27 protein-coding genes are annotated in these 23515 nt (G+C 35.7%); 20 read left to right on the top strand and 7 right to left on the bottom strand.

Going from position 1 to position 23515, the window contains the following annotated elements; genetic code table 11:
* Nucleotides 1-76: 76 nt before the first annotated feature.
* The 19 genes from C4F50_RS20730 (at nt 77) to C4F50_RS20640 (ending at nt 15940) form a co-directional block, all read left to right on the top strand.
* Nucleotides 77-982 (top strand): LysR family transcriptional regulator, encoded by a 906-nt coding sequence (locus C4F50_RS20730; protein WP_194140554.1) that lies wholly within the window; start codon nt 77-79, stop codon nt 980-982.
* Nucleotides 983-1090: 108 nt separating this feature from the next.
* A complete protein-coding gene (locus tag C4F50_RS20725) occupies nt 1091-1783 on the top strand; it encodes an NUDIX hydrolase (RefSeq protein WP_194140553.1) in 693 nt (230 codons plus the stop codon).
* A gap of 74 nt (nt 1784-1857) precedes the next feature.
* Nucleotides 1858-2685 (top strand): ribose-phosphate diphosphokinase, encoded by an 828-nt coding sequence (gene prs, locus C4F50_RS20720; protein WP_194140552.1) that lies wholly within the window; start codon nt 1858-1860, stop codon nt 2683-2685.
* On the top strand, nt 2682-3500 hold the full coding sequence (locus C4F50_RS20715) for a TIGR02452 family protein (RefSeq protein WP_194140551.1): 819 nt from the start codon (nt 2682-2684) through the stop codon (nt 3498-3500). The genes prs and C4F50_RS20715 overlap by 4 nt, the downstream gene beginning before the upstream one ends.
* A 24-nt stretch (nt 3501-3524) precedes the next feature.
* Complete coding sequence (locus C4F50_RS20710) at nt 3525-3992, top strand: nucleoside 2-deoxyribosyltransferase domain-containing protein (RefSeq protein ID WP_194140550.1); 468 nt, start codon at nt 3525-3527, stop codon at nt 3990-3992.
* A 13-nt stretch (nt 3993-4005) separates the two neighbouring features.
* Nucleotides 4006-4845, top strand: a complete 840-nt coding sequence (locus C4F50_RS20705; RefSeq protein WP_194140549.1) for an ADP-ribosylglycohydrolase family protein — start codon at nt 4006-4008, stop codon at nt 4843-4845.
* A 348-nt stretch (nt 4846-5193) separates the two neighbouring features.
* A complete protein-coding gene (locus tag C4F50_RS20700) occupies nt 5194-5529 on the top strand; it encodes a hypothetical protein (protein WP_163395432.1) in 336 nt (111 codons plus the stop codon).
* A gap of 2 nt (nt 5530-5531) precedes the next feature.
* Nucleotides 5532-6401: a hypothetical protein gene (locus tag C4F50_RS20695; protein WP_194140548.1), complete on the top strand. Its 870-nt coding sequence runs from the start codon at nt 5532-5534 to the stop codon at nt 6399-6401.
* A 158-nt stretch (nt 6402-6559) separates the two neighbouring features.
* Nucleotides 6560-7645 (top strand): adenylosuccinate synthetase, encoded by a 1086-nt coding sequence (locus C4F50_RS20690; protein WP_194140547.1) that lies wholly within the window; start codon nt 6560-6562, stop codon nt 7643-7645.
* Nucleotides 7646-7654: 9 nt separating this feature from the next.
* Complete coding sequence (ybiA, locus tag C4F50_RS20685; protein ID WP_194140546.1) at nt 7655-8182, top strand: riboflavin biosynthesis intermediates N-glycosidase; 528 nt, start codon at nt 7655-7657, stop codon at nt 8180-8182.
* Nucleotides 8183-8189: 7 nt separating this feature from the next.
* Complete coding sequence (locus C4F50_RS20680; protein WP_194140545.1) at nt 8190-8603, top strand: ADP-ribosylation/crystallin J1; 414 nt, start codon at nt 8190-8192, stop codon at nt 8601-8603.
* 111 nt (nt 8604-8714) lie between these two features.
* Complete coding sequence (locus C4F50_RS25860) at nt 8715-10184, top strand: O-acetyl-ADP-ribose deacetylase (protein ID WP_348537025.1); 1470 nt, start codon at nt 8715-8717, stop codon at nt 10182-10184.
* Between the two features lie 65 nt (nt 10185-10249).
* Entirely contained in the window at nt 10250-10720 is a 471-nt protein-coding gene (locus tag C4F50_RS20670) for a macro domain-containing protein (RefSeq protein WP_194140544.1), read from the top strand.
* A gap of 102 nt (nt 10721-10822) precedes the next feature.
* A complete protein-coding gene (locus C4F50_RS20665) occupies nt 10823-11458 on the top strand; it encodes a DUF4291 domain-containing protein (RefSeq protein WP_194140543.1) in 636 nt (211 codons plus the stop codon).
* A 5-nt stretch (nt 11459-11463) separates the two neighbouring features.
* A complete protein-coding gene (locus C4F50_RS20660) occupies nt 11464-12018 on the top strand; it encodes an RNA 2'-phosphotransferase (RefSeq protein ID WP_194140542.1) in 555 nt (184 codons plus the stop codon).
* A gap of 63 nt (nt 12019-12081) precedes the next feature.
* On the top strand, nt 12082-12642 hold the full coding sequence (locus C4F50_RS20655; protein ID WP_194140541.1) for a prolyl hydroxylase family protein: 561 nt from the start codon (nt 12082-12084) through the stop codon (nt 12640-12642).
* 3 nt (nt 12643-12645) lie between these two features.
* Nucleotides 12646-13377: a metallophosphoesterase family protein gene (locus tag C4F50_RS20650; protein WP_194140540.1), complete on the top strand. Its 732-nt coding sequence runs from the start codon at nt 12646-12648 to the stop codon at nt 13375-13377.
* 2 nt (nt 13378-13379) lie between these two features.
* Nucleotides 13380-14321, top strand: coding sequence for an ADP-ribosylglycohydrolase family protein (locus tag C4F50_RS20645; protein ID WP_194140539.1), 942 nt, complete (start codon nt 13380-13382; stop codon nt 14319-14321).
* 149 nt (nt 14322-14470) lie between these two features.
* A complete protein-coding gene (locus tag C4F50_RS20640) occupies nt 14471-15940 on the top strand; it encodes a nicotinate phosphoribosyltransferase (RefSeq protein WP_194140538.1) in 1470 nt (489 codons plus the stop codon).
* A 324-nt stretch (nt 15941-16264) separates the two neighbouring features.
* Here the strand turns inward: C4F50_RS20640 and nadD are convergent, their stop codons facing one another.
* The 4 genes from nadD to C4F50_RS20620 form a co-directional block, all read right to left on the bottom strand.
* The gene (nadD, locus tag C4F50_RS20635; protein WP_194140537.1) at nt 16265-16846 is read right to left on the bottom strand and encodes a nicotinate (nicotinamide) nucleotide adenylyltransferase; all 582 of its coding nucleotides are present in this window, start codon (nt 16844-16846) and stop codon (nt 16265-16267) included.
* Between the two features lie 109 nt (nt 16847-16955).
* Nucleotides 16956-17528 (bottom strand): guanylate kinase, encoded by a 573-nt coding sequence (gene gmk, locus C4F50_RS20630; protein WP_053473399.1) that lies wholly within the window; start codon nt 17526-17528, stop codon nt 16956-16958.
* Nucleotides 17529-17620: 92 nt separating this feature from the next.
* Nucleotides 17621-18481, bottom strand: coding sequence for a YicC/YloC family endoribonuclease (locus C4F50_RS20625; protein WP_194140536.1), 861 nt, complete (start codon nt 18479-18481; stop codon nt 17621-17623).
* Nucleotides 18482-18691: 210 nt separating this feature from the next.
* Complete coding sequence (locus C4F50_RS20620; protein ID WP_194140535.1) at nt 18692-19042, bottom strand: arsenate reductase family protein; 351 nt, start codon at nt 19040-19042, stop codon at nt 18692-18694.
* Between the two features lie 78 nt (nt 19043-19120).
* On the opposite strand from C4F50_RS20620, the gene C4F50_RS20615 reads away from it, so the two are divergent.
* Nucleotides 19121-19576, top strand: a complete 456-nt coding sequence (locus C4F50_RS20615) for a DinB family protein (RefSeq protein WP_194140534.1) — start codon at nt 19121-19123, stop codon at nt 19574-19576.
* A 34-nt stretch (nt 19577-19610) separates the two neighbouring features.
* Here the strand turns inward: C4F50_RS20615 and C4F50_RS20610 are convergent, their stop codons facing one another.
* From C4F50_RS20610 to C4F50_RS20600, 3 genes are all read right to left on the bottom strand, one after another.
* Complete coding sequence (locus C4F50_RS20610; protein ID WP_194140533.1) at nt 19611-20102, bottom strand: septal ring lytic transglycosylase RlpA family protein; 492 nt, start codon at nt 20100-20102, stop codon at nt 19611-19613.
* Nucleotides 20103-20193: 91 nt separating this feature from the next.
* On the bottom strand, nt 20194-20616 hold the full coding sequence (locus tag C4F50_RS20605; RefSeq protein ID WP_194140532.1) for a hypothetical protein: 423 nt from the start codon (nt 20614-20616) through the stop codon (nt 20194-20196).
* Nucleotides 20617-20723: 107 nt separating this feature from the next.
* Complete coding sequence (locus tag C4F50_RS20600) at nt 20724-23501, bottom strand: TonB-dependent receptor (protein WP_194140531.1); 2778 nt, start codon at nt 23499-23501, stop codon at nt 20724-20726.
* Between the last annotated feature and the right edge of the window lie 14 nt (nt 23502-23515).

Below are 23515 nucleotides of genomic sequence, written 5' to 3'. Positions count from 1 at the left end.
TTTCGAACAAATTTACGTCTTATGTGATATCAGTAAAAATAAAATAAACTATGTTTGTTATAAATAAATTTATGTCATGGTAAATCTCGAATGGTACAGAACATTTAAGGCAGTCTATAAAAACGGAAATTTTTCGGTGGCGGCAAAAGAGTTGTTTATGAGTCAGCCTGCCGTTAGTCAGCAGATTTCAATGCTCGAAGCCCATGTTGGAAATAAATTATTCAACAGGAAATCAAAAGGAGTTGAGCCAACGGAATATGCTAAGTTACTGAATAATTTGATAATAGACGCGCTCGATCGTCTTGAAAGTGTCGAAACTGGTTTTCGCGCCAAAGCAGAAGATGCAAACCGATTAATTTCTATCGGAATCTCCAAACATCTTTTTGACTGCGTTGGAAATCTTCTCATTTCAAAATTTGATTTAATCGATTTTACTTTTGCAGAAAATGACGAACTTTTTGCTTTAGTAGATTCTAAAAAGCTGGATTTTGCCATTACCACAAAAAGGTTTGATACTTTTGATACGACTTATGAAATTGTCGGAAAAATTAAACTCATCATGGTTGCGCCCACAAATTTGGACATAACCGATTTCCGTTCTAAGTTAAAAGCAGATAATTATACCGAAATAGAAAAATGGCTTAACGAACAAAAATGGTACAGCCATGATGCCAGAATTCCGCATATCAAATTGTTCTGGTTACATGCTTTTAATAAAAAAAGACCATCAATGGTTCCTAATTATATCATTCCATCAGAATCTGAAATGTTACGGCTTTTAGCCAAAAATGAAGGTGTGGCAGTAACGTGGAACTGTAACGCGAGAAATTACATCAAAGAAAATAAACTGCAGTTAGTTTGGAATAGTTTTCACGTTCCAGAAGAATTTGTGTATTTGTTAGCTCCAAAAAACAATAATGTCAAATCAATTTTTGATGTGATAGAGAAAGAACTCAAATTGTTTTTTGGAAATAGATTATAGTTTTTTTAGCCACTAATTATACGAATTCCACTAATTTTTTTGCCATCAGCTATAATTAATTCGTGAAAATTAGTGCAATTCGTGGCAAACAATATAAATAGTATGATTATGGAAAATCTACAAAATATTCGAGTAGCTGTTGATGCCATTGTTTTTGGCTATCAAAACAGTCAGTTATATGTACTGTTGATTCAGCAGAAATTTGGTTCTACCAATTCGTATTGGGCTTTACCCGGCGGATTGGTAAAAAATGATGAGTCTCTAAAAGATGCGGTAAAGCGAGAGCTTAAAGAAGAAACCAATGTCGATGTTGATTATTTTGAACAATTGTTTACGTTTGGAGATGATGTTGAAAGAGATCCTAGAAACCGTGTGGTTTCGGTGGCGTATTTTGCTTTGGTTGATCCTTCAAAACTAGAAATCAAAGCCGATTCTGATGCCGAAAAAGTACAATGGTTCAAGATTAATGAAGTTCCCAAACTGGCATTTGATCATAACAGCATTCTTAAAAAAGCAGTAGAACGTTTAAAATCCAAGCTGACATATGAACCAATCGGTTTTGATCTGCTTCCGAAAGAATTCCTTTTTTCTGAGCTTGAAAACTTATACTGCACGATTTTAGAAAAAGAAATCGAACGCAGAAACTTCCGAAAAAAAATCCTCAGTTTCGGAATTGTCGAAGAAACAGAAAATTATTCGCCAATAAAAACAGGCCGTCCAGCAAAATTATTTCGATTTAACAAATTGAAATATAATGAATTAGCTAAAGAAGGGTTCCACTTCGAAATAAAGTTTGCGTAATTTTTACACAAAATAAATTGTTTATTAAAAATTAAATTCTACATTTGCGTATAATTAACGCAAACCTAAAAACTATGATACTAAATCTCGACCCAAAATTCGCTCCTTTTCAAAATCAGGAAGAAATCAAATTTCAAAGTTTTACTTTCTCTGGAGGAGAACCGCATATTAAAATCGCCCCAGATTTTGATCCCAACAGAAAAGTAACCATTACACACCGATTAAATTCTTTTAACGATTTAGGATTATTGTGTGTTACGGTGGATGCTTTACGCAGAATGGATGTTAAGATTATCGAGTTGTTTATTCCGTATTTTCCGGCGGCGAGACAAGATCGTGTTATGATTCCAGGAGAGCCATTGTCTGTAAAAGTGTATGCCGATATCATCAATGCGATGCAATTGCATAAAGTTTATGTTTTTGATGCGCATTCAGAAGTGACTCCAGCACTTTTAAATAACAGTACTGTAATTCCAAATTATAGTTTTATAAAAGAAGTGATAAGCAGAATTGGCGGCAATGTAAAACTGATTTCTCCAGACGGCGGCGCTTTAAAGAAAATTTATAAAGTATCTGAGTTTTTAGGCGGTGTTGAAGTTGTAGAATGCAGTAAAAGCCGTGATGTAAAAACTGGAAAATTATCTGGTTTTAAAGTGTATGAAGACGATCTGCAGGGGATCGATTGTTTAATTGTAGATGACATCTGCGACGGAGGAGGAACTTTTGTAGGATTAGCGGAAGAATTAAAAAAGAAAAACGCCGGAAAATTATACTTAGCGGTAAGCCACGGAATTTTCAATAAAGGTTTTGAAGTTTTAAACTGCTTCGACGGTATTTTCACAACCAACTCTTTTAAAGATTTTGAAGGAGAAAACGTCGAGGTTGTAAAATTAGAATTATGAATAAAAATGATAGAGCAGCAATAGCAAATAATACCTTAGAAATCATTAAAAATGGTTTTTATGAATACAAAGGAAAAAAGATCCTTATAGAAAAAGAACTCGAAGAGTCGAATAAAAATACGTTCACCATTGCGCCAGAGGATTGGAATGCAATTTTAAATACACCAATTGAAAATAAGTTTGAAACAGAAATTGTAATCAAAAACTGTTCTACAATTGAAGCTCTTGTCGAAGAGAAAATCGGTAAAATCGGGGTTTTGAATTTTGCTTCTGCAAAAAATCCGGGCGGCGGATTTCTAGGCGGGGCATCTGCACAGGAAGAAAGTCTGGCAAGATCATCGAGCCTTTATGAAACGCAGATTAAAGACAAAACAATGTATGACTTTAACAGAAATCAGTCTTCGTTTTTATATTCAGAGTACATGATTTATAGTCCGAAGGTTTTGTTTTGGAATGACGATAATGGCAATTATTTTGACAAACCATTTGTCGCAGACGTGATTACGGCACCAGCACCGAACAAAGGCGCGATGCTGCAGCACAACAGGAAAGAAGAAATTGCTAAAACAGAAGAGGTTTTTAAAAACAGAATGGATAAAGTCTTAGCAATTGCAGTAAAACAAAATATTGACACCCTGATTTTGGGAGCCTGGGGCTGCGGGGTTTTTAGAAATGAGCCTAAAGATGTGGCGAAGATGTTCAAAGAAATTATCACAGCAAAATATGCAGCTGCTTTTAAAAAGGTTGTTTTTGCAGTATTTGATAGTTCTGAAAAGAAAACAAACTTTAAGCAGTTTGAACAGATCTTCAAATGAAAAAATTGAATTAAATCAATTGTTATGAAAGTACTTTATCCAGTCAGTGAAATTGAAGAAAAAGGAATCAAAATATTTCTGGCTGGAACAATAGAAATGGGAAATTCTGAAGATTGGCAGCAAAAAGTAATCGATGATTTCCAGCATTTTTACAAAGAAAAAGAAATTGTTGTTTTAAACCCAAGAAGAACCAATTGGGATTCGAGCTCGGTTCAGTCCATCGAAAACAAACAATTCAGCGATCAGGTGAATTGGGAACTAGACGCCTTAGAAAAATCAGACTTCATTATCATGTTTTTTGATAAAAACTCTAAATCGCCTATTTCAATGCTCGAACTCGGATTGTTTGCCGATTCCAAAAAGATGCTGGTGTGCTGTGAAGAAGGTTTTTGGAGAAAAGGAAATATTGATATTGTCTGTAAACGAAAAGGAATTCCAACTTTTGAAAACTTAGAACAATTAACAACAGCATTAAAGAATTTAATCCATTAATAAAAGCCAAAAAATGATATTAGAAGCAGCAATAGGAGATGCATACGGTGCAGGATTTGAATTTCAGGAGTTAGATTACATAATTAAAAACAATGATGTAACGCAATATCTTAAACACGGTATGTATACTGAAATCTACAAAAGATATACTGATGATACACAAATGGCAATTGCGATCACCGAACTTTTGTTAGAAGAGGATAACTGGAATGAAGTTAAAGTGGCTGATAAATTTGTAGAAGTTTTTCACAGAGATAAAAGAAGAGGTTATTCTGATCGTGTTTATAATGCCTTAGATGCCAGTAAAAACGGAAATGATTTCTTGAAAATCATTGACAATAGAAGCAGCGGGAACGGCTCTGCGATGCGAGCCTACTCAATCGGATTACTGAAAGAGATACCACAGATACTTGATTTTTGCGAGATTCAGGCCAAAACCTCTCACAATACGGCAGAAGGGATCAGTTGTGCCAAAAGAATTGCTTTAGCCGTTCATTTTTACAAATATCAATTGGGAGATAAAAGTTCGTTAATCGATTTTGTAAACGATACTTTAAAAGAAAAAGAAATCTATAAAGTGACTTCGCCCATTGACATGCACGGTTATTTTACCACGCAGGCTGTTCTTAAAATCGTTTCTGAAGCCGATTCAATGCAAGATTGTTTGAAACAAGGAATTGATTTTGGGGGCGACACCGATACCGTAGCCGCTTTGTGCATGGCGATTTTAAGTCAGAAAAAAGATTGCGAAAAAACACTGCCACAGTTTCTGTATGATGAGTTAGAAAACGGCACCTACGGAAAAGATTTTCTGATCAGTTTAGATAATAGATTGGTAGAGAAGTTTCGATAAGAAAAATTCAAGTTTCAGGTTTTAGGTTTCAGGTTTCAGGTTTCAGGTTTCAGGTTTCAGGTTTCAAGTTAATCGGAGCATCTGAAACTTGAAACAAAGAAAATCTGAAATAGAACAAAAAAGCTATTAACCGTTTCAAGTTTAAAACCAATTTTCAAGTCATTTACACAACCTGAAACCTGAAACCTGAAACAAAGAAAACCTGAAACAAAGAAAACCTGAAACAAAGAAAATCTGAAACAAAACAAAAAAGCTATTAACCGTTTCAAGTTTGAAAACCAATTTTCAAGTCATTTACAAAACTTGAAACCTGAAACTTGAAACAAAATTTAAACAACCACAAAAGCTATGAGTGATGATTTAAAACCAAGATTTATTGAATCTTTAAAAAGAAACAATGATCAGATTAGAGAAGACAGAGCCAAAGTTATTGGCGAAGATTCTGAATTAATTTACAGAAGAAGAGTCGAAGATATTGAATTAAAAATCAAAAGACTCGAAAGAGAACAAGAAGGACTGATAGATATTAGTCCGCTGGATAAAAACAGTTTGACCTTTGCCGATTTTCAGCCCGAAGCCTTTGTGCAGAAAGATATGGAACTTTCGCTGACCATCAGAAATTTAAACATCCAGTTTGAAGTTACAAAAAAGAGATTTGAATATTTATTTGGAAAAACATTTTAGTCATGGGAGGAACAAGATATGATTTCGGTGCTCGCGAAAGCAGAGCAAAAAAAGTAGGTTATGCTAGTAAATCAGCTGGCGAAATTTTTACACAAAATGCATTACGAGTGGCTCACGAATCGATGAACCCAAACGGAGTGATTTTGAGAGAAGCAAGAGATTCTGAAGTGCATCCTAACACCGTTCCAATCATTTTAGGTTTGGACGTTACAGGAAGTATGGGACATATTCCGCATGAATTGATCAAAGAAGGACTGCCAAAATTAATGGGCGGTATCATTCAGGGTGGTGTTCCGGATCCAGCACTTTTATTCTTAGGAATCGGCGATCACGAGTGCGACAGATATCCGCTTCAGGTGGGACAGTTTGAATCGGGTGACGAAGAATTAGACATGTGGTTGACGAGAACCTATATTGAAGGTGGAGGCGGAGGAAACGCTGGAGAAAGTTACCTTTTGGCTTGGTATTTTGCAGCATTTCATACCAAAACCGATGCTTTCGAAAAAAGAGGCCAAAAAGGATTGTTGTTTACCGTGGGTGATGAGCCAGGTTTGAAAACACTGCCAGCTTCTTCGATCAAAGAAATTATGGGACAGGGACAGCAGACCTATACGCATCTTGAATTGCTGGCAGAAGCGCAAAAAAAATACGATGTGTATCACATTAGTGTTTTGCATTCAGGTCAAGCCATTAATGCCGATGTAGAATGGAAAGAACTGTTAGGACAAAATTGTCTTTCAATTGAAGATCACAGGGAAATTCCAAATGTAATCAAGAAAATAATCTGCGATAAACACAAAAGTACTGGATTAGGAACCATACCAGTTTCTGATGCAAATGATACAGGTTTAGATAATATTGAAATGCTTTAAAAACTTTGCGTCTCTGCGTCTTTGCGAGATTAACAAATAAAGTTTTTTAGCGAAAGAAAATTTGCTCGCAAAGACGCGAAGTCGCAAAGATTATTAAAATAAAAACTTAAAAAGACTTTGCGATTTAGCGTCTTTGCGAGATTAAAAAATAAATAAAAATGAAAACAGCGCAAATAGTTATAGGTTTAGGATTTGGTGATGAAGGAAAAGGCATAACAACAGATTTTCTGGCAAAACAAAACCCTGAATCTATAGTTATTCGCTTTTCGGGAGGCCAGCAAGCCGCACATACAGTTATGATCGGCGACAGAAAACACGTGCATTCGAGTTTTGCAAGCGGTGCACTTCGCGGTCTGCCGTCTTATTACAGCGAGCATTGTACGATTCACCCGCTCTTTTTATATAACGAAAGAGAAGAATTAAAAGAAAAAAATGCCAATCTGGATTTGTACATTCATCCCTTAGCAAAAGTTACAACGCCTTTTGACGTTTGGCACAACAAAGGAAATGTTCGCAACATTGATCACGGAACCTGCGGAAAAGGCATCGGTTCTACGATGAAAAGAAACGAAGGACCGTATAAATTATTCGCCATCGATTTGATTGCACCGCGCGAGATGCTTTTAGAAAAACTAAATCAAATCGCTAACTATTATGGTTTTTTAAATGAAAGCGAAATCGACGAGGAAGTAACACAATATCTGGAAGCGATTGATAAATTAGAGTGGAATATCGTTGATTATATGTTCCTGAACAATTATGAAAATCTAATTTTTGAAGGAAGCCAGGGAATTTTACTCGACATGGATCACGGCGTTTTTCCTAATGTAACCTATGCCAATACAACTTCAAAAAATGCAATTGAAATTTGTAATAAACTGAAAATTGAAGACGTAGCGGTATATTATGCAACCAGAAGTTATACCACCCGCCACGGACACGGCTGGATGCCGAATGAAGGAGAAATAAAATTAAAAAACAACGAAGAAGAAACCTGTGTTTTCAACGAATTTCAAAAACATCTGCGATTTGGACATCTAGATTACAAACTGTTGAATTACGCTCTACAACTCGATGCCGCTTACAGCCCAATGGCAAAACGAAATTTGGTTGTAACCTGTATGGACCAGTTAGAAGAGCAGGATTATGAGTTTGAAAGTCTTACAACAGAATTTAAGGAAATCTACGGATCATTTTCACCCGATTCAAAAGATTTCAAAAACATCACTTCTTTATATCAATAAATAGAAAAAATGAAATACAATATAGAAAATATAGCTCCAGAAAGTAAATTCTTGTTTTTCTGGGGACATCAGCCAACAAAAGACGGAAGCATATCTAAAACCTGTTTCAGCCAGTGGTGGTTAAGTTCTTTTGAAGTAGATAACGTGACTTACAACACAGCTGAACACTGGATGATGGCGAAGAAGGCAGAACTGTTTAAAGATCAGGAAATTTTAGCTAAAATCATAGCATGTAAATCTCCAGCGGAAGCTAAAAAACTGGGGAGAAAGGTTAGAAATTACGATGACAAAATCTGGCTGGAAAACCGATTTGAAATCGTAAAACAAGGGAACTTCCACAAGTTCAGTCAAAACCCAGACTTGAAAGAATTCCTGATTAATACAAATGAAAGAATATTGGTAGAAGCAAGTCCCGTAGATCCCATTTGGGGAATCGGCATGGCGGGCGATCACAAAGACGCGCTGAATCCTGAAAAATGGAAAGGCTTGAATTTATTAGGTTTTGCTTTGATGGAAGTTCGAGATGAATTGAAATAGATTTAATATGGAAACAACAAGATTATACCGTCCGGTTGGATTGAAAGAAATGGAATTAATTGCAGCGTTAGATTACAATGCATTTCCGCCAAGATTAGATTGGCAGCCTATTTTTTATCCCGTAACGAATCAGCAATACGCAGAACAAATTGCTTTTGAGTGGAATACAGTGGACGAGTTTTCAGGATTTATAGGAATCATTACAGCTTTTGAAGTCAAAACCGCTTTTTTAGAAAAGTATGAAATTCAAAATGTCGGCGATAAGAATCATAACGAACTCTGGATTCCATCAGAAGATTTAGAAGCTTTTAATTTTAACATAGTAGGCGGTATTCAAATAGTAAATGTCTATTTTACAGAGCGTTCATTGGTAAGTAAAAACGAAGAATTGAATATTAAATTAAACAGTTTTAGAAAATAAATCAAAAAAGATTATCAATGAGTAATTGTTCCGTAGGAACATCTCGTCGGTAGAAAAATATCCATCAGATTGATTTACGTTCCGTAGGAACGTTTGAATACATTAGAAAAAATGATAGTAGAAATTGTAAAAGGAGATATAACCGAACTAAAAGTTGATGCAATTGTAAATGCAGCCAATACATCTCTTCTAGGAGGCGGTGGTGTTGACGGAGCAATTCACAGAAAAGGAGGAAAAGCAATTCTAGACGAATGTGTTCAAATTCGTAATAAACAAGGAGGCTGTAAAACAGGAGAAGCGGTAATTACAACAGCGGGAAATCTACCTTCTAAATATGTTATTCATACGGTTGGACCTGTTTGGAATAATGGTAAAAGTCGTGAAGAAGCATTACTGCAAGATTGTTATTTGAATGTTTTACAATTAGCTGTTGATAATGATATCAAAACAATTGCTTTCCCAAACATAAGTACAGGAATTTATAAATTCCCAAAAGAATTGGCCGCGGAAATTGCAATGGATGTTATTGAACGATTTGAATACAAAGAACAGATTGAGAAAATCATTTTTGTTTGTTTTGATGACGAAAATTTCAAGATTTACAATGATATAGTTAAGGGTGATTTTGCTTATAGAGTTAAATCGGGTCTTTTTGGTCTTGCGGTTGGAGATGCTTTAGGCGTTCCCGTAGAATTTGAATCGAGAGCTTATTTGAAGGAAAACCCCGTTACAGAAATGTTGAGTTTTGGAACCCATAATCAGCCAATCGGGACCTGGAGTGATGACAGTTCGCTTACTTTTTGTCTGGCCGAAAGTTTATGCACAGGTTATGATTTGAATGATATTGCCAAAAACTTTGTAAAATGGTACAGCGCCCAATTATGGACGCCGCACGGAGAAGTCTTCGATATCGGAATTGCAACCAGAAATGCGATTCATAATATTGGAAAAGGGGAACAGCCGGAATTGTGCGGCGGACAAGAAGAAAAAGATAACGGAAACGGTTCTTTAATGAGAATTTTACCGTTGGTCTTTTATCTTCAAAACGAAAAAGATATTGAAGTCATTTATCAAAAAGTAAAAGATGTTTCGTCTATAACGCATGCTCATTTTAGAGCTGTATTTTCTTGTTTTATTTATGTCGTTTACGGTTTAGAAATCTTAAAAGGAATTGATAAAGTAGAGGCATATCAAAATATGCAGAAAAGGATAGGTGCTTTTTTAATGGATAAAAAATTTGATGCTGTAGAAATTAAATTGTTTGACCGGATCTTAAAAAATGATATTTCAAAATACCCAGAAATAAATATTCATTCTTCAGGATATGTTTTGGATAGCTTACAAGCTGGTCTTTGGTGTTTCCTAAATTGGAATACTTTTGAAGGAGCTGTTTTAAAAGCAGTAAACCTTGGTGAGGATACGGATACAACGGCGGCTATAACCGGAGGTCTGGCTGGAATTTATTATGGATTTAATGCCATTCCCGAAAAATGGATTGACGTTTTGGCAAGAAAGAATAATATTAATGATTTATGTAAAAGATTTTCATCAAAGCTGAAAATAGAAAAAAGCGAAAAGTAAAAGGTATTCCAAAAAAAAGAAAACCACATATTGTTCCGTAGGAACATTTCATCGGTAGAAAAAAAATGAAAGACATTCAATATACAAAAGGCGATGCAACGTCGCCTCAAACATCAGGAAATAAAATAATTGTTCACGTTTGCAATGACATTGGCGGATGGGGAAAAGGATTTGTAATGGCGATTTCGAAAAGATGGAAAAAACCAGAAAAAGAATATCGCGAGTGGTTCAAATCTAAAGAAGATTTTGAATTAGGAAAAGTCCAGTTTGTTCAGGTTGAAGAAGATTTATGGGTTGCGAATTTAATTGGCCAGCATAAAATAAATAAAGATGAAAATGGCGGCGCTCCAATTCGATACGATGCGATTGAAGAAGGATTAAAAGCCGTTTCTGATTTTGCACAAACAAACAATGCATCGGTTCACATGCCGAGAATCGGATGCGGATTGGCAGGCGGGAAATGGGAAATGATAGAACCGATCATTCTTAAAACGCTGTCTGATCAAGATGTGGAAGTCGTAGTTTATGACTTTTAAAAAAACAAAACAAATCAAAGGGTAAACCATAGAGTATACTTTATGGTTTTTAAATATTTTGTGTTGAAAATAAACACAATAAAGATATTGTGTACTTATAAAATGAAAATAGAATTAAAAAAATATAACGAGCAATTAACCGAATGGCCTCAGACAGGTTATCATATAATGGCTCAGCATGACGACGAAAAAATAATCGTTTATCAGTCCTACAGAAAAGAAATAGGCGATTTTGCCGTAAAAAATCAGTTTTTTGGAGGCGCTTTCAGTCTCGACAGAATGACTTGGATCAAACCCAATTTCCTGTGGATGATGTACAGAAACGGCTGGGGAACAAAAGAGGGGCAAGAAGTAGTTTTGGCAATTCATCTCAAAAGAGATGCCTTCGAAAAATATCTTCAAAACGCTGTTTATTCTTCTTACAGTCCTGATCTAGGAATTAGCAATGAAGAATGGCAGGATCAGGTAAAATCATCATCGGTACGATTACAATGGGATCCCGATCATGATCCTTACGGAGGAAAACTAGAAAGAAGAGCGATTCAGATTGGTTTGCGAAATGAATTTACGAGATCTTTTGCCAAAGAAGATTTATTGCTGATCGAAGATATTTCGGATTTTGTAAAGGAACAATACGAATTGGTTCAGAAAAATGAATTAGATAAACTGAATATTCCCGCAGAGAAACCTTTTCTTTTTAGGGATGAAAAATTGAATAAAAAATTAAAAATAGCATAGAAAAGATGAATGAAAAAACAGCAAAAAGCGTCAGCAAATTTTTGAGTCTGGTGCTTAGACATTCGCCTGAAACTATCGGATTGCAATTAGACGAAAATGGATGGGCAGATGTGGAAGAATTAATTGTAAAATGTAATAAGAAAGGGAGCCAGAATCAGATGACGGCGGAACTTTTGGATTATGTTGTAGAAAATAACGATAAAAAGCGATTTGCTTTTAACGAGGATAAAACCAAAATCCGTGCGAGCCAAGGACATTCTATTTCGGTAGAACTGAATCTGGCAGAAACGGCGCCTTCAGAATATTTGTATCACGGAACAGTGGGTAAATTCATGGAAAGCATTCGCAAAGAAGGTCTGAAAAAGATGAGCCGTCAGCATGTGCATTTGAGTAAAGACAAAGAAACGGCGGTCAAAGTAGGAAGCAGAAGGGGCGTACCGCAAATTTTAACCGTAAGAAGCGGTGCCATGCACAGAGACGGATTTGTATTTTATTTATCCGAAAACAATGTCTGGCTTACAGATGAGGTTCCGGTGAAATACATTGAATTTACATCCTGATAAAAAGACCATTTTAGAAATAAGACTTTCAAAAACTATTTTAATAATCCTAAATCTATAACCATGCCGACTATTATTAATGAAGAATTGGAAATTTATACCATCGATAATTTTCTCACCGTTGAGGAGTGCAACAAGTTAATAGAAAAAAGTGAGCAAATCGGTTTTCAAGAGGCAGCAGTTAGTATTGACGGCGCCCAAAAAATGATGAAGATGGTTCGCGATAACGAACGCATCTTATACGAAGATGAGGAATATGCTTCTTTATTGTGGAAAAAATTAAAGTCTTACGTTAAGTCCGAAGTAGAAAACAGTACAGCTGTAGGATTAAATGAAATGTTCCGATTTTATAAATATCAACCAGGACAGCGCTTTAAAATGCATCGTGACGGCAGTTATAAGCGCAATGAATCTGAATTTAGTTATTATACATTTCTAATTTATTTGAATGATAAGTACGAAGGCGGTGAAACAAAATTTGCTTCGGGCGAAGTTATCAGCCCCAAAACCGGAACAGCGCTTATTTTTGAGCACAGCCAGCGTCATGAAGGAGCAGCTTTGATTTCGGGAATAAAATATGTTTTAAGAAGTGATATTATGTATAAACGTAAAAGTGACATTTGATTAATGAAAAGAACATTTGTTTTTGGAGATATTCACGGCGGATTAAAAGCCTTGACTCAGTTAGTAGAAAAAATAGATTGGTCTGAAAATGACCGGCTGATTTTCCTTGGCGATTATGTAGACGGCTGGAGCGAATCGGCGCAGGTTGTTGATTTTCTTATTGATTTATCGCAAAAACAAGAATGTATTTTTATAAGAGGAAATCATGATGTCTGGTGCCACGAATGGCTTATGAGTGATTTTGTAAACGAAATCTGGTTTATGCACGGCGGAAAATCGACCATAGAAAGTTATCAGAATATGGAACTTTCAAGAAAGCAAAAACATCTGGATTTTTTCAGCGGGATGAAAGATTATTTCGTTGATGAAAACAACAATTTGTTTATTCATGCCGGTTTTTCATCCATGCACGGACCAGAGAAAGAACATTACCAAACTAATTTTTCCTGGGACAGAACGCTTTGGGAAATGGCGTTAACAATGGATAAAAGAATCCAAAAAAATTCTCTTTTATATCCAAAAAGATTATTGCTTTATAAGGAAATCTTTATCGGCCACACGCCGACACTTCATTATAATGTCGAAATTCCGATGCAGGGCTGTAATGTTTGGAATGTTGATACTGGAGCAGGTTTTTACGGAAAACTTTCCTGTATTGATGTCGAATCCAAAAAATATTGGCAGAGTGATGCTGTACAGACTTTTTATCCTAACGAAAAAGGCAGAAATAAATAAAAATGAAAAATACGATAAAATCAGGTTTTCTTGGTGTCGCAATTGGTGACGCACTTGGAGTTCCGGTAGAGTTTAAAACCAGAGATTATTTAAGACAAAATCCCGTTCAAGACATGCTGGAGTTTATGTGCTGGCATCAGCCTCGCGGGACATTCAGCGATGACAGTTCACTCGCCTTTTGTACCGCCGAAAGTTTGTGCCGAGGTTTTGATATAGAAGATATGGCACAGACTTTTGTAAAATGGATGCTGGAAGGATATTGGGGAGCACATCATAAAGTGTTTGATATTGGCGGTACAACCAAGCATTCTTTGCTGAGAGTTGCTAAAGGCGAATCGGCAGCTTTTTCTGGTAATTTTTTTGATGAGGATAACGGAAATGGCTCTTTAATGCGTATTTTGCCATTGGTTTTTTATCTTCAAAAAGAAAAAGATATTGAAATCGTTTATCAGAAAGTCAAAGCAGTTTCGTCTATAACGCATGCACATTTTCGTTCTGGTTTTGCCTGTTTTATTTACGTTGTTTTTTGTTTGGAAATTCTAAAAGATAAAGATAAATTCGAAGCGTACAAAGACATGCAAAATGTACTGTCGAAGTTCTTAGAAAATAAGAGTTTTAATCCAGTCGAAATTCAGTTATTTGACAAAGTTTTAAAAAATGACATTTCGAAATATGACGAAAGCAAAATAGAATCTTCGGGTTATGTTTTGCATAGTTTAGAAGCCAGTATTTGGTGTTTCTTAAATACGGATTCTTATGAAGAAACAGTTTTAAGAGCAGTAAATTTGGGCGGCGATACCGATACAACAGCTGCAATTGCCGGAGGTCTGGCAGGAATTTATTATGGACTGGATGATATTCCGCAAAAATGGATCGAGAATTTAGTCAGAGGAAATGATGTAAAAGATTTGGCAGAACGATTGGCTGAAAAGTTGAGGCAGTAAATAAGCAGATTTAGAAGAGGATTGGAATACTGTCATAGAATTGGAACTTTACAAGAAATTGCAATCTAAATCGACTGAAGTCAAGAATACTTGATTGGTCTTTGAAATTGGATGCTTTATACGAACATTTAAAAATAATACCGCAAAATATGAACCCATTATTATTAACCGACGGTTACAAAGTTGACCACAGAAGACAATATCCAGACGGAACAACATTAGTATATTCTAACTGGACACCGAGAAAATCACGTATTGAAGAAGTGGATGAGGTAATCTTTTTCGGATTACAGTATTTCATCAAAAAATATATCATCCATGACTTTGAAGAATTTTTCTTCAAAAAGCCGAAAGAAGAGGTTGTAAAAAAGTATTCCCGCAGGATTAATAACTATTTAGGCGAAAATTTAGTCGGAATCAAGCATGTCGAAGATTTACACGATCTAGGATATATTCCGATGGTTTTTAAAGCATTGCCAGAGGGAGCTAGCGTTCCGTTAAGAGTGCCAATGTTTACCATGTACAATACGATTCCAGAATTTTTCTGGCTGACTAATTATTTTGAAACCCTGCTTTCTGCAGTAGTTTGGCTGCCTTGTAACTCAGCGACAATTGCCAAAGAATACAGAAAAGTATTAGACAAATTTGCAGCAGAAACTTCTTCTGTTCCAGAATTTGTAGACTGGCAGGCACACGATTTCTCAATGAGAGGAATGGGTGGCATCGAAGCGGCATTGACTTCTGCAGCAGGACATTTATTAAGTTTTACAGGATCAGATACCATTCCGGCGATCGATTTCCTGGAGGAATATTACAACGCCAACTCAGACCAAGAATTAGTAGCAGGTTCAGTGGCAGCAACAGAGCATTCTGTTATGTGTATGGGAACTACAGAAGGTGAGTACGAAACTTTCAAAAGATTAATTACAGAAGTATATCCAAAAGGAATTGTTTCAATCGTTTCAGATACTTGGGATTTATGGAAAGTACTAACGGATTATCTTCCGAGATTAAAAGAAGCAATCGTTTCTAGAGAAGGAAAAGTTGTAATTCGTCCTGACAGCGGTGATCCGATTTTAATCATCTGCGGAAATCCAGATGGAAAAACAGAACAAGAGAAAAAAGGAGTTATCGAATTGCTTTGGGATGTTTTCGGCGGTACTACAAATGATAAAGGATTTAAAGAATTGGTTCCGCAAATTGGAGCTATTTACGGAGATAGTATTACAGTTGCAAGAGCAACTCAAATCTGTGAAAAATTAAAAGCGAAAGGATTTGCTTCAACAAATGTTGTTTTAGGAATCGGATCTTTTACATACCAATACAATACCAGAGATACTTTCGGTTTTGCCATGAAAGCAACTTACGGAGAAGTAAACGGGGAGGGAAGAGCGATCTTCAAAGATCCGATCACTGACGACGGAACGAAAAAATCGGCTAAAGGATTGATGAAAATTGATTTGATTGATGGCAAGTATCATTTAACCGATAATGTTTCTTGGGAAGAAGAAAAACAAGGCGAATTGAAGGAGGTTTTCAGAGACGGAAAACTTTTAATTGATCAATCGCTAAGTGAGATTCGAAACCGAGTAAAAAGTGAAGTTAATGTTGAAGCATAATTAAGACAAAAGATATATTTCGCTCCACTAGAGCTGTCTGAACTAAATAAGGAAAGCCTGAATTTTTAAATTCAGGCTTTTTTTTATGCTTAATCATATTCCGTCGGAATATCTCATCGGTAGAAAAAAAATAATATAGTTTGCGTTGTGTCCTGTAGGGACACTTGTTTTTATGGAAATGGTAAGCCCTATCAAACGTTCCTACGGAACGTATCATCATATTTCAAATTGAATTCTACCGATGATACATTCCTATGGAATGATTTTTTTGAAAATAAAAAACCTCCAGTTAAAACTGGAGGCAATTCAAAATTTTGATAATTTTTATTTCTTGTAAAAATTATTATGATCAATATATGCCCAGACTTTCGGAGGAAGTAACGGCTGAATATTTTTCCCTTCTTTAATGCTGTTTCGAATAAAAGTTGAAGAAATCTCTACAATCGGTGCATCGATTACATGAATTTTTGGGTGTGATTTTAATTCGGCGTTCTCAGGTTCATCAGAAATGCGAGGATACACGTAAATATCATGATTTTCCAGAATAACTTCATAGTTTTTCCATTTATGAAGCGTTTTCAGATTGTCTTCCCCCATAATCAATGAAAATTCATGGGTTGGATATTTTTCCTGCAAATGAGCCAGCGTGATTACAGTATAACTCGGCTGAGGTAATTTAAACTCAATATCCGACGGTTTTATCTTCGGATAATTTTCTGTTGCCAGAAAAACCATTTCCAATCGCTGATGATCGTCTAAAAGCGTTGATTTCTTCTTCAACGGATTATGAGGTGTAACGACCATCCAAATCTGATCTAAATCGGCAAATTCTGCCATATGATTGGCAATAATCAAATGCCCGACATGAATTGGGTTATATGTGCCGAAATAAAGACCTATTTTCATTTTTTGGAAGTTTCGCAGAAAGTCGCTAAGATAACACAAAGATTCGCAAAGTTTTTATTCAACTTGGCGAATCTTTGTGTTTTTGTTTTGTGAATTTCTGCGTAATAAATTACTTATTCACGAAATCTTTTACTAGCTGATGTGCTTCTTCTAAAGCTACAGGCAGATCATAATTTTTGATAATTACATCAAACTGAGGAGCAGTTGCCAATTCAACAGAAGCTTTTGCAATACGCATATTGATTTTGTCGTCACTTTCTGTAGAACGTTCTTTTAAGCGGCGTTTCAATTCGTCTACACTTGGTGGTTTTACAAAAACGGCTAATGTCTGTTCTGGGAATTTATGTTTGATACGCAATCCTCCTGCTACATCAATATCAAAAATCACATTTTTTCCTAAAGCCCAGATTCTTTCAATTTCCGATTTTAAAGTACCGTAAAAGTTATCGCGGTATACTTCTTCCCATTCCAGAAAATCTTCTGCTTTAATGTGTTTTTTGAATTCTTCCAACGAAATAAAATAATAATCTTTTCCGTGAACTTCCTCACCACGCGGATCACGTGACGCTGCCGAAATCGAAAATTCAAGATTTAAATCTTCTTGTCCTAATAAGTGTTTTACGATAGTTGTTTTTCCCGATCCCGATGGTGCCGAAAAAACAATTAGTTTTCCTTTGTTCATTAATTTATGCTTTAGGCTTTAGGCAATACGCTTTAAGCTCTCTTACTTTATGTTTTTTTTGCTTAAAGCCTACAGCTTAAAGCTTACGGCTTTTAAAGTACATTCAAAACCTGCTCCTTAATTTTCTCTAATTCATCCTTCATCATCACCACCAATTTCTGCATTTGCGCATGATTCGATTTAGAACCCATAGTATTGATTTCACGACCCATTTCCTGAGTAATAAAACCTAATTTACGGCCATTAGCTTCGGTGCCTTTTATGGTTTCTAAGAAATAATCCAAATGATTTGTTAAGCGCACTTTTTCTTCTGTAATATCTAATTTTTCGAGATAGTAGATTAATTCCTGCTCAAAACGATTTTCGTCAACATTCACTTGTAATTCCGCAATTGCAGTTTGCAGACGGTCTTTTATTGCCTGCACACGTTCTGGATCAAGCGCCAGAGCATCATTCATATACTGACGAATATTTCCAATTCTTAAGTTGAATTCCTTTTCAAGCGATTCTCCTTCGTCTTTTCTAAAATTTAAAATATTCTGCAAAGCCTCATTAATGATTACCTGAATTTGATCCCAGTCATTTTCATCAATTTCCTCACGCTCTGTTTTTAAAGTATCAGGCATACGAACCGCCATTTTCATCAGTTCTGTTTCATCTGCATCGGGATTCACCTCTTTAAGCTGCGCGATGTAATATTTTACAACAGGTACATTTACTTTCGTCGAAGTCTGCTCGGCAGTATTTTCTATATAAATAGCAAAATCAATTTTTCCTCTTTCCAGCTTAGTCGAAATAAGGGTGCGTAAACCAAGCTCCATTTCGCGGTAAACCGACGGCATTCTTACATTTAAATCTAAACCTTTGCTATTTAAGGATTTTACTTCAACGGTAATTTTTTTTGTAGGCAATTGCAAAGAAGCTTTGCCAAACCCTGTCATAGATTGTATCATATAATTGAGTATAAAGGCGCAAAGATACTAAAAAACTTTACAGCACGGTTTTCTAGTTTTTTACTGCCTAATTTTAATAGCGTTTGGGCGTTCCCTTCGGTCGGGCTATCCGTTCCAATTTTTTTTTTGTCTCGTAAAAAAACGAGACAAAAAAAAGGATTTCCACTGCTATCCCTAACGCATCAGCATCCAAAAGCACGTTTTGTGGAATTATTTTGTCAAAGCCGTAATGACTTCAGCAACATTTTTCTGGCTGTTGCCAATGTAAATTTTGCCGTCAATAATAAAAACCGGACGGCTTAAAAAGGTATAATGTTCCAGAATGTATTTCTTAAAATCAGCTTCAGTAAGCGATTGATCTTTTAGTCCCATCGATTTGTACAATTGCGCCTTTCTGCTGAACAACGCTTCGTAGCTTCCAGAAAGCTTGTGCATTTCTTCTAATTGTTCTTCGGTGATAGGATCTTGTTTGATATCCTGAAAAACCAAATCATTTTTTGGTAAACTTTTAATGATTTTTCTGCACGTATCGCAAGAGGCTAGGTAGTATATTTTGTTCATGATTTCTGAATTGAATTAGAATACAAAGAAAATCCATTTGAAATTGAAAAATGATTAATTTTAGAAAAAAAATAAACGATGAACCCAATTTTTGAAGTACAAAAAACGATTAGAGAAATCCTTTTAAAGATTTTAGACAATCATTCATTAGAGCAGTTAAATAAGATTCCGCAAGGTTTTAATAACAATATTATTTGGAATATTGGACATTGTGTTGCCGCACAGCAGGGATTAGTTTATAAATTGTCGGGGCTTCCTGCAATGGTAACCGAAGAATTTATTTCAAAATACCGAAAAGGAACCAGACCGGAAGGCGATGTTTCTCAAGAAGAAGTTGATGAGATTCGTATTTTATTAAAGGCAACATTAGAAAAAACTAAAAATGATTTCGAGAGCAGTCTTTTTGTTGATTATACTGAATATACAACCAGCATGGGATTTACGCTCCGAAATGTACAGGATGCTTTACACTTTAATAACTATCATGAAGGAACTCATACCGGAATTATAATGGCTTTGAGAAAGTTAGTTTAACAAAAAAACGTCCCGAATTTTCGGGACGTTTTTTTTATTCTATTATAGTTTCTATTGTAACTTTCATAGCTCCGGCACCTTTGTGTTTGGTGATTTCCATAAAAGCTCTTTTTGAAAGATCTATTTCACGGGTTTTTACAAACGGGCCGCGATCTGTTATTTTTACAATTACAAATTTGCCGTTGGCTTCGTTTGTTACTTTGACTCTTGTTCCAAACGGAAGTTTTTTATGAGCCGCGGTGTATTTGCTGTTGTTGAATCTGCTTCCGTTCGCCGTTTTTCTTCCGTTAAACTTATCGGAGTAGTAAGAGGCGTGAGCATTTTTTTTATACGTTTTTAGCTTTAAACCTTTGTCTGTAAATACCGAGTCTGTAGGTAATGCAATAATATTAGGTTTTACATTTTTTACTGTGTCCTGAATAATTTTGGGCTCAGTAGCAGGTTTGGTTTGGCTGATAACGTATGTAAAGCCGCTTAGTAAGGTTAAGGCAATAGTGGCGAATAAGATGTTTTTTTTGTTTCTCATGGGTTATTTTTTTTCAGACTTGGGGGAGTTTGTACAAATAATATGCCGAGATAAAAAAAGCCCTGTACGAGGGCTTTTTAATTGGTATTTTCTAGAACCAAAGGTTCCATGGAATTCTGCTTAAAATAAGCAATAATCCTAATCCGTAAAAGATAGCAAAGGTTTTAAATTTAGCTTCGCTGTTGATTAGTTTTTTATGTTTAGACCATCCAATAGTAATTAGGACGATAGCAATTAAATTAATTAAAGGGTGTTCTAATGATGTTAATCTCAATTCTGCATTAGACATTTGCCCGAAAGCTGCTTTTCCTAACGGAGAAACAAAATATAAAATCAGGCCAATCAATAATTGTGTGTGAGTTCCAATTAAAGCAAATAAAGCGATTTTACGATCTTTAGCAGTAAAGTCTTTTTTTGACGTAAATCCGATGATCGCATTTACAACCGCAACAAGCAAAAGAAGCAAAGCTAAATAAGCCCATCCGGAATGAAATTTTTGTAGAAAATTATACATAAACCTTGTTTTTTGTTTAAAAACAAATATAACAAAAAGGACCATAAAAAAACGGCATTAAACTTAAAAGTCAATGCCGTTTGTATTATTTATTTAGATTCTAAATTTTAGAAATCGTAACGTAGTGCGAAGTTCCAAGTTCTGCCGAAACCAAAATATACTTGGTTTGTAGTAGCAATACCTTTGTATGTTGGAACAGTAGGAACGTCAGCTGCAAATATATTTGTTTTTGCTTCAGCAATGTAAGTGTAATCAAAAACGTTGTTTACGTTTAATCTGAAACCTACTGAGTTGTCTTTGTTTTTACCAACTAACCATTTGTAAGATAATCCAGCATCAGCTGTACCGTAAGATGGTAATTGTAATGAACCTCTGTTAGTTGCAGATGTAAAGTTTCCTGGAGAAATTGCAGCGTATAATTTATCATTGTAGTTATAGTTTGCATCAACAGTAAAACGTGGTAAAATTTCGTAAACAGCTCCTACTGCAGCAGTTGTTTGAGCAGCATCTCCAACTCTTACACCATCAAGGTATAAAGTTATTGGAGTTCCTCCGCCAATTGGATTGTTTCCTGAGTCATAACGGTTACTAGTACTAGTTCCTTCATATTTCCAGTCTCCAATAGAGAACATTCCAGTAAGAGTAAGTTTATCAAGTAATTTTGCAGTAGCGTCAAACTCAATACCTGAGTGAATTTCTGTGATTCCAGCGAAATCAAAGTAACCTCCAGGGTTGTCAGCAGCTCCGTCATTTTGTCTTTGGTATCTGTCTTTCCAAGAAGTTCTGTATAAGTTTAAGTTTGCAGTAAACTTACTTGTACGTAAACCGTAACCAGCTTCGATACCGAAGATTTTCTCGTTTGTTAGGTTACCATTTACAAGTGAAGCATTGTTTGGGTAAACTGCATTAAAGAATGGTTGTTTTGAGTAGTATCCAGAGTTAACAAAAACGTTATGGTGCTCGTTGATGTTGTAGTTAATACCACCTTTTACGTTACCACCTAAGATGTTTTCGTAATCTGTACTTGCCAAAGGAGTTCCTGCTTCATATTTGAAATAGTCAACTCTTTTGAATCCTTGTTGAGAAAGTGCACCTTGTACGAATGCTGTAAATTTATCAGTAGAATACTCTAATTGAGTAAATCCTCCGTACCATCTTACATCACCATCGTTGTTGAAGTTGATTTTTTCTTCTTTGTCAGTGCTTTTAAATACATTCCAAGCTGGGTATGTAGTGTATGTACCGTATAAAACTCTGTTCGGGTTGTTTACGTCAAAATTATCAATGTATGCATCTGCACCCAATAGGTTGTTTACGTTTTGGTAGTGAAGACCTTTATATCCTCTTACATCAACTCCAAGATCCCAAGTTAACTGATCAGAGAATTTTTTGTTGAAGTTAACAATTGCTCCATACCAGTTGTGAGAGTTAACAGATGAAATCTGAGAAATACCTGAAGTATTGTTGAAAACATATGGAGAAGTTGCTGTTCCTGATCCAGTTCTTCCTGTGTTAGAACTGTTTTGGAATTGTCCACTTGTTCCGTTAGTTGCACGAGTATTGTTCGTGTTGTTGAATCTTATAACCTCTTGCCCTGTGTTCCAACGAACGATTTTGTCATAATCAACTAAACCATCTGCTGTTCTAAATACAGCACTAGCATAATTATTGTTTCCAGCACCACCTGCACCTCTAGATCCTCCTCCACGTCCGAAAGAAACATAACCTACAGTAGATAATTTTGAAGTTTCGTTAATAGTCCAGTCATAGTTTAATGAGATAACAGGTTTATGGTAGTAGTTTCTTACCATGTTAAATTCCTGCCCATCTTTATACCCCCAATCAGAGTTGTATTTGATGTTTGGATCAGATACTGAACCATATTGTTGATACTGTGCAATAGTAATGAATGTAGATCTTTGATCATGCCATTGTGGAGCACCAGTAACTGTAAATTGGAAATCGTGCTTGTTGTTTTTTGTAGTATAACCAAGAGCTACATAGTAGTTGTCTCCGTTAAAAGCTGTTCCGTCAACATAACCGTCACCTTGAGTATGGCTGTATAAAACAGAAGCAGAGAAACCGCTGTCTAATTTTCCAGTGTTGTAAGAAACGTTAGATTTGAAGAAGTTATCGTTACCAAAAGAAGTACCAACTGTACCACCTTGTTTCAAATCTGAAGCTTTAGTTACGTAGTTCATAGTTCCCCCAACAGAAGCAATAGCTAATTTTGAAGATCCTAAACCTCTTTGTACTTGAATGAAAGAAGTTACATCAGATAAACCAGCCCAGTTACTCCAGTAAACAGCTCCGTTTTCCATGTCATTAACCGGCATACCGTTTACCATTACAGCAACGTTATTTTGGCTGAATCCACGAACTGTAATTCTAGAATCTCCAAATCCACCGCCTGATTTAGTTACGTAAACAGATGGAGTACTTTTTAACATTTCAGGAAGTTCTTGGTTTCCTAATTTTGCCTGAATATCAGCAGCTTTAATTGTAGATACGGCAACAGGTGTTTTTCTGTCTTTTGCGATATCTACTGTACTACTTTTAACTACAATTTCTGATAATTCATTAGAATTTGAAGTTAAGACAATGTTACCTAAGTTTGTAGAACCTGAAACAGAAAATTTAACTGTTTTAGTTTCAAAACCTAAGAAAGAAATTACTAATTCGCCTGAAGCGTTTGGCGAGTCGATGGTGAACTTACCATCAAAGTCTGAAGAAGTCGCAGCAGATGAGCCTTTAATAACCACATTTGCCCCAGGTAGTGAACCTACACCGTCGGTAATAATACCACTAACTTTTCCTTGAGAAAATACGGTTGAAACTATCATAAAAAATAGTCCGGTAAGTAACCAATTTTTCATTTTCGTCATTTGTTTTTTTTGTT

This window comes from Flavobacterium hungaricum (assembly GCF_015182285.1).
GTDB classification, from domain to species: domain Bacteria; phylum Bacteroidota; class Bacteroidia; order Flavobacteriales; family Flavobacteriaceae; genus Flavobacterium; species Flavobacterium hungaricum.
The sequence above is the reverse complement of the archived record's forward strand: the minus strand, read 5'-3'. Positions and strand labels throughout refer to the sequence as shown.